This window comes from Nevskia soli, assembly GCF_903970205.1.
Classification (GTDB): Bacteria; Acidobacteriota; Terriglobia; order Bryobacterales; family Bryobacteraceae; genus Bog-113.
Window position 1 is genome coordinate 1 of sequence record NZ_CAJCHS010000278.1, and the last position, 5,124, is coordinate 5,124.

Below are 5,124 nucleotides of genomic sequence, written 5' to 3' on the forward strand. Positions count from 1 at the left end.
GCAAGGCGTCAGCGTCCACTTCGTCGATTTCTGCGACCGCGCGAAACTCTGCCAGGCCATCGACCGGCACAAGCCCGGCGTCCTGGTGATGGAAACCGTGTCCAACCCGCTGCTGCGCGTGGCCGATCTCGACGAGGTCGCGAAGATGGGCCGCGCCACGCAAGCCGCCCTTGTGGTCGATAGCACCTTTACCACCCCGCTGATCAATCGCCCTCTCGAGCACGGCGCTCATATGGTCGTCCATAGCCTGACCAAGTATCTATCCGGGCACGGCGACGTCCTCGGCGGCGCGGTAATCTCCGATGAAGAGCATCTGGAACCGCTTCGCGCGTACGGACGCCTCGTCGGCCCTGTGCTCGGTCCCTTCGAAAGCTATCTCGCCATGCGCGGCATCAAGACCTTCCCCCTGCGCATGAAACAGCAGTGCGCCAATGCCTGCCGCGTCGCGCACTGGCTCGCCGCGCGCCCCGAGGTCGAGCGCGTGTTCTACCCCGCCGATCCCGCCCACCCCGATCGCGCCGCCATCGAGCGCCTCTTCGCCCCCGGGCTCTACGGCGCGGTTGTCAGTGTTGAATTGCGCGACGCCGGCCGCGAAAAAATCTTCGGCTTCATGAACGCGCTGCGCACCATCGTCCCCGCCACCAGCGTCGGCGACGTGCACAGCATGGTCTTGTATCCCGTGATGGCCTCCCATCGCGACATCTCGCCCAAACAGCGCGAGCGCATGGGAATCCGTGAAAATCTGGTGCGGCTGTCCATTGGAATCGAAGCCGTCGAAGATATCGTTTCGGATCTGGAACGCGCCCTGCAAGCTTAGACCCAATGAGGTGATGGCATGTTAAGTCAGATGTTCAAAAAGTTCGCGATTGTACTCTTGGTGATCGGAGCCGGTGCTTGCACACGAAGCGACAAGGCGCAAACCGAGCGCGACTTGCACAAAACCGGCGAAGTCGTAAAGAAAGAGCTGAAAAACGACGCCGCCTTCGTCAAGCAGGAAGCATTGAAAGCGCGCGAAGAAACGCAGAAAGGCGTGAAGAAACTGAAGCGCGACATCAATGAAGATAAGGCGGCGCACCGCGACGACTCACAACAGTGATGCTTCGATTCGCCGCGCTCGCCCTCGGTCTGAGCACTGTTTGGTTGCACGCGCAAACGGTCTGCGGGCCCACCCCGGCTTACTCGATCTGTGACATCACGTTCGACCTCCCCGGCGGCATCCCTCCCGCAACCGAGCTCAATGCCGAATTCCGCGGACCCAGCCAGCGCACGTTCCTGCTCCGGGCATTCCCGCGCGGGGCCCACCAGTTAGTCGTCCGCTTCAGCCCCTTCGAAGCAGGTGCATGGACCGTGCGCCTCTCCAGCACCCTCGCCCAGTTCCACGACAAAGAACTGCAATTCACCGCGACTCCGTCGGCCTCGAACGGCTGGATCATCCCCGCGAACGTTCACCACTTCCGCTATACCGGCGGCGCGCCGACCGCCAACATGACGCCCGCGCACCTCTGGGTCGGCGATACCCTCCCCGAAACCATCAGCCCCGCCGAACTCGATTCCTGGATCGACGCTCGCGCCCGCGCCGGCGTAACTCACGTCCGCCTGCAAGCCCCCAACACGATAGACGAAGCCGCGTTCGACGCCCTCGACGCACGCCTCGACGCCCTCGCCCGTAAGGGCCTGATCGCGGACCTCGTACTTACCCCGCCTCCCGCCCTACAGCGCGAAGACCGCCAGAAGTTCTTCGAGTACCTGATCGCCCGCTGCTCCGCACGCAACCTGACGTGGGTCATGCTTCCCCAATTCGAATCCGTTCCCCACGCCCACGAACTGCTGCGCGAGATCGCCGGCTATCTCAACGAAGATCCGTTCCATCACCCGCGTAGCGTCGGCGCCGCGGTTACCTCCGCGCCCTTCGCCGATGAGAAGTGGATGGATGTCCGCTCTTATGGCTCTCCCGATTGGGTCGTCAGCGCGGTCGAACAACAGGTCTATGCTAAGCCGGCGGTCGCCCTTGTCCAGGCGTCTTCGCCCGAAGACTTCCGCCACCAGCTCTGGAACACCACCATGAGCGGCGCCTATCCGGAAGCCGTCGCCACCACACCGGAGACACTCAGATACCTATCCATCTGGCAAAAGCTCTTCGCGGACGCCCGGCATTGGGATATGGAGCCTTACTTCGACGTGGACGGCGCGCGCGGCATGGCCCTGCCCGACACGGAGTACGTACTCTATGTCGAGCACCCGCGCGCGATCACTGTCAACTTCGATCGCAAGCATAAGTGGAACGTCGCTTGGATCAACCCGATCTCCGGCGAATGGCTCCCCGAAAAGAACATCAAGCAGGAGATGTACGCCGGGCCTCCGCCCGATAGCTCACACGATTGGATTCTCTACGTCTACCGCGAAGGTCATAAAGAGTCGCTCAAGAGCTATCGCTTCGAATCGCGCCCTATCTTAGAACAGGAAGTCGAAGCCGACCCAGCTAAGGTCACCTTTGAATTAGTCACGCCGGCCAACATCCCCGCCGCCGATCCATCGGAGCCGTCCACACCTCCCATGTTCACGGCGAAAGACAACATCCCCTACTCCGCCAAGCTAAAGAAAGAAACCCGCGCGTCGAAGCAGATGATCTACGAATGGACCGGCGAAGTAACCGCCGATGACGAGGGTTATCGCGTCCTGGGAACCGGCGCGAGCGGTACCTTCCAACTGCCCCCCAACATGGCCTACCGCTTCCCAGCCACTCTACATATCCGTCTTTATGGAGTCAATGGGCTCGGCAAGCTCTACTCGCTCGATCAGAACGTCGGAATCACCAAGTGACCGTACTAAGCATAGACACGGCGCAGGAGTTCGGCAGCCTGGCATTAGCCTATGGCGCGGAACTACTGGAAGAAGTTCCCCTGCACGCCCCGGATGGCTTTTCGAGTATCTTATTCGACCAGCTTCAGAAATTACTAAGACGCAATAACATCGAACTCAAAGAGATCGATATCTACGCCGCGGCGGCCGGACCGGGATCATTCACGGGAATCCGCATCGGACTCTCCGCAGCCAAGTCGCTAGCGTTTGCGAACGCCAAGCCGTGTTACGGCGTCTCCAACCTCGCGGCCATGGCCAACCTGGGAACGGAACCGGCGCGCGCCGCTGTGATCGATGCGCGCAGAGGCGAAGTATACGGCGGAGTATTCGGCGACCATCCCGTCCCCGAGACCGTCGCCCCATTCCCCGCCTGGCTCAAGACACTCCCGCAAAAGGTAACCGAGTTCCTCGCATTCGACTTCGCCCCGTTCGCACTCACCCTGGACGCCTCGCCGCTAGCCGCAGCGGCTAGAACCACCTGTCCCCGCGCCCTGGCCGCCTCCGTAGCCGAACTAGCCCTCGAGCGCTTCCGCCTGGGCGAAGACGGCGACCCCGCCCAAGTCGACGCCAACTATGTCCGCCGCTCCGATGCCGAGCTCCTATGGACCGACCGCACCTCCTAAGCGGGAGCCACGCATCCCCACTCCGAGCCCGACCGAAAGGGAGGGTCCCCCACTACTGAGCCGCGCGCGTAAGCAAGCGGTATTTCGCGCCTCCTACCAGGCCTCTAAAGCCGCGTCAACTGCGGAATCCGGTCAGCCAGCGCCGGCAGCGGCGGGAAGTCCGTATATGGCTCCGTCTGATACCAATAACAAACCGAGAAGTAGTTATCGGCGCGGTCGTTCGAATCCCCGTGCTCGATCGTATGTTTCAAGTACCGGTTGAAAGTAACCGGATTCTCGGCATGCCAGCGGTACAGGCAATAACGGCCCCCGGTGTGCTCCGGAGTTGTAATATAGGACGCCCCATTGTAAAGGTAACCGAAGGGAATCGAGCCGTCGCGTCCGCCAAAGTCCCACGCACCGTTAAAGTAATCCTCCGTACCCGTACCCGTAATCCTCGGATTCTCCTGGTCATCGATGAAGATCATCTCATCGCCTTCGCCCATCCAGTACTCGGTGTTCTGCAGGACTCCGAGAGTAACCCCCATCAGATGACCGGTGCCATGTATCTCGGCAAACACATAGTTTTGCCTGCCGGATAAGTTCAACCTCGGCTGACCCGTCGCGAACTGGACAGCTTGGTTCGGCGTCTTCTGCCTATACTGCGCATGAAAGTACATCACATCGGCCGGAAGACTGGAACTTAGCTCATAGTCGATGTTATAGTAGAATGCATCGACCGGAACCTTGGCGTCATTCGTGATCGTCAGCCGCGCCGACCGCCGGAAAGGCATCGGGAAATAACTGTTCAGAGCCCGAACCGGAGAGCAATTCAGAAAAGCGGACTGATAGACAAAGAAGGTGTTGAGATTGAGTCCGAAGAAGTCCCCGATCGGAGTTTCGACACTAGGCTTCGGGTTCCCGTCCCAGTAAGCGCGCAAGACCATGTCCTTCAACTGATCCGGACTCCGCGCGGCAAAGGCAAACCAGATATGCGAGATCGATCCGGGACCTTCCGATTCAAAAACAACCCTGGTAGCGCCGGGTCCGATGGGAACCGAATCCGCGTTGCCGCCGGTCCGGTCATAACTCGACTGCTTGAGCGAGATATGGTGCATGCGGCGCGCAAAGGCCGGCAAGCTGGATGCGGAGCCTTCAGGCGGCACCGCGATTGCCTGAGCATTGACTGGAAGCCGGGAAGCGGCGGAAAGGCCGGCAAATCCAGCCAGACGGCGCAGAAAGCCGCGGCGCTGCGCGGGAAGCGAATCGGGAAGCATCGCCGGAATTATAGCGCGCAGCGCGTGCTACCAATGAAGACGATGAGCTTGGCTGCGGGACTCTGCGACACATGCCGTCACAAACGCGAGATCCGGTCGGACCGCGGATCGGTCTTCTTCATGTGCCTCCGCTCCTTTACCGATGCGGCATTTCCGAAGTATCCGCGATTACCCGTGCTAAGCTGCGCAGGCTATGAACCCGACATCCGAAAAGCCGCTGATTGATAAGTTGGGCGTGAAGGTCGACCGCCGGGTGACGGTGATCGCCGTCGATGATACGGAGTTCCGTGCGGCCCTCGAGTCACGCTGCGGCGCGGTATCCGGCAGACTCCGCCAGGATACGGATCTTATCTTCTACGGAGCCGAATCTCGCCCAGACCTGACTC

5 protein-coding genes and 1 pseudogene are annotated in these 5,124 nt (G+C 60.8%); 5 read left to right on the forward strand and 1 reads right to left on the reverse strand.

Annotated features, from left to right (window positions below):
* From H1Y01_RS12445 to tsaB, 4 genes are all read left to right on the forward strand, one after another.
* Window positions 1-817: trans-sulfuration enzyme family protein (locus H1Y01_RS12445; protein WP_180540842.1), on the forward strand; the 817-nt coding region annotated here is incomplete at its 5' end.
* A 57-nt stretch (window positions 818-874) separates the two neighbouring features.
* Complete coding sequence (locus H1Y01_RS12450; RefSeq protein WP_180540843.1) at window positions 875-1,096, forward strand: hypothetical protein; 222 nt, start codon at window positions 875-877, stop codon at window positions 1,094-1,096.
* A complete protein-coding gene (locus tag H1Y01_RS12455; protein ID WP_180540844.1) occupies window positions 1,096-2,820 on the forward strand; it encodes a hypothetical protein in 1,725 nt (574 codons plus the stop codon). Before H1Y01_RS12450 ends, H1Y01_RS12455 begins: the two co-directional genes overlap by 1 nt.
* Complete coding sequence (gene tsaB, locus H1Y01_RS12460; protein WP_180540845.1) at window positions 2,817-3,482, forward strand: tRNA (adenosine(37)-N6)-threonylcarbamoyltransferase complex dimerization subunit type 1 TsaB; 666 nt, start codon at window positions 2,817-2,819, stop codon at window positions 3,480-3,482. The genes H1Y01_RS12455 and tsaB overlap by 4 nt, the downstream gene beginning before the upstream one ends.
* A gap of 104 nt (window positions 3,483-3,586) precedes the next feature.
* Here tsaB and H1Y01_RS12465 read toward each other — a convergent pair whose 3' ends face one another.
* Window positions 3,587-4,738 (reverse strand): glycoside hydrolase family 172 protein, encoded by a 1,152-nt coding sequence (locus H1Y01_RS12465; RefSeq protein WP_180540846.1) that lies wholly within the window; start codon window positions 4,736-4,738, stop codon window positions 3,587-3,589.
* A gap of 193 nt (window positions 4,739-4,931) precedes the next feature.
* Here H1Y01_RS12465 and H1Y01_RS19535 point away from each other — a divergent pair.
* Window positions 4,932-5,124: pseudogene (locus H1Y01_RS19535) on the forward strand (hypothetical protein); the annotation flags it as partial.